We start from the raw sequence: 207 nt of genomic DNA, 5'->3' as shown, positions 1-207 counted from the left end.
TAAAATGTCCGTTCTCAACGGTTACATCTTGGTAGAGTGCCACGGTTTCATCATTAGACAGTGTGAGCTTACCCGTGCCGGATAGCTCCATACGCTTGCCATCAGCCCCTAAGATTTCAAAACCAAACAAGGAAGTAACATCCCCACTCTTGAGAATGTCACCCCCTTCAATCTGGTTGATAGAGGTCATGAGTTTAGCCATAAGCT

Annotated in this window: 1 pseudogene; it reads right to left on the bottom strand. The window is 45.9% G+C overall.

Going from position 1 to position 207, the window contains the following annotated elements:
• Positions 1-207: pseudogene (locus tag HMPREF2867_RS11415) on the bottom strand (hypothetical protein); the annotation flags it as partial.

The organism is Streptococcus sp. HMSC064H09 (genome assembly GCF_001812625.1).
Lineage (GTDB): Bacteria > Bacillota > Bacilli > Lactobacillales > Streptococcaceae > Streptococcus.
The sequence above is the reverse complement of the archived record's forward strand: the minus strand, read 5'-3'. Positions and strand labels throughout refer to the sequence as shown.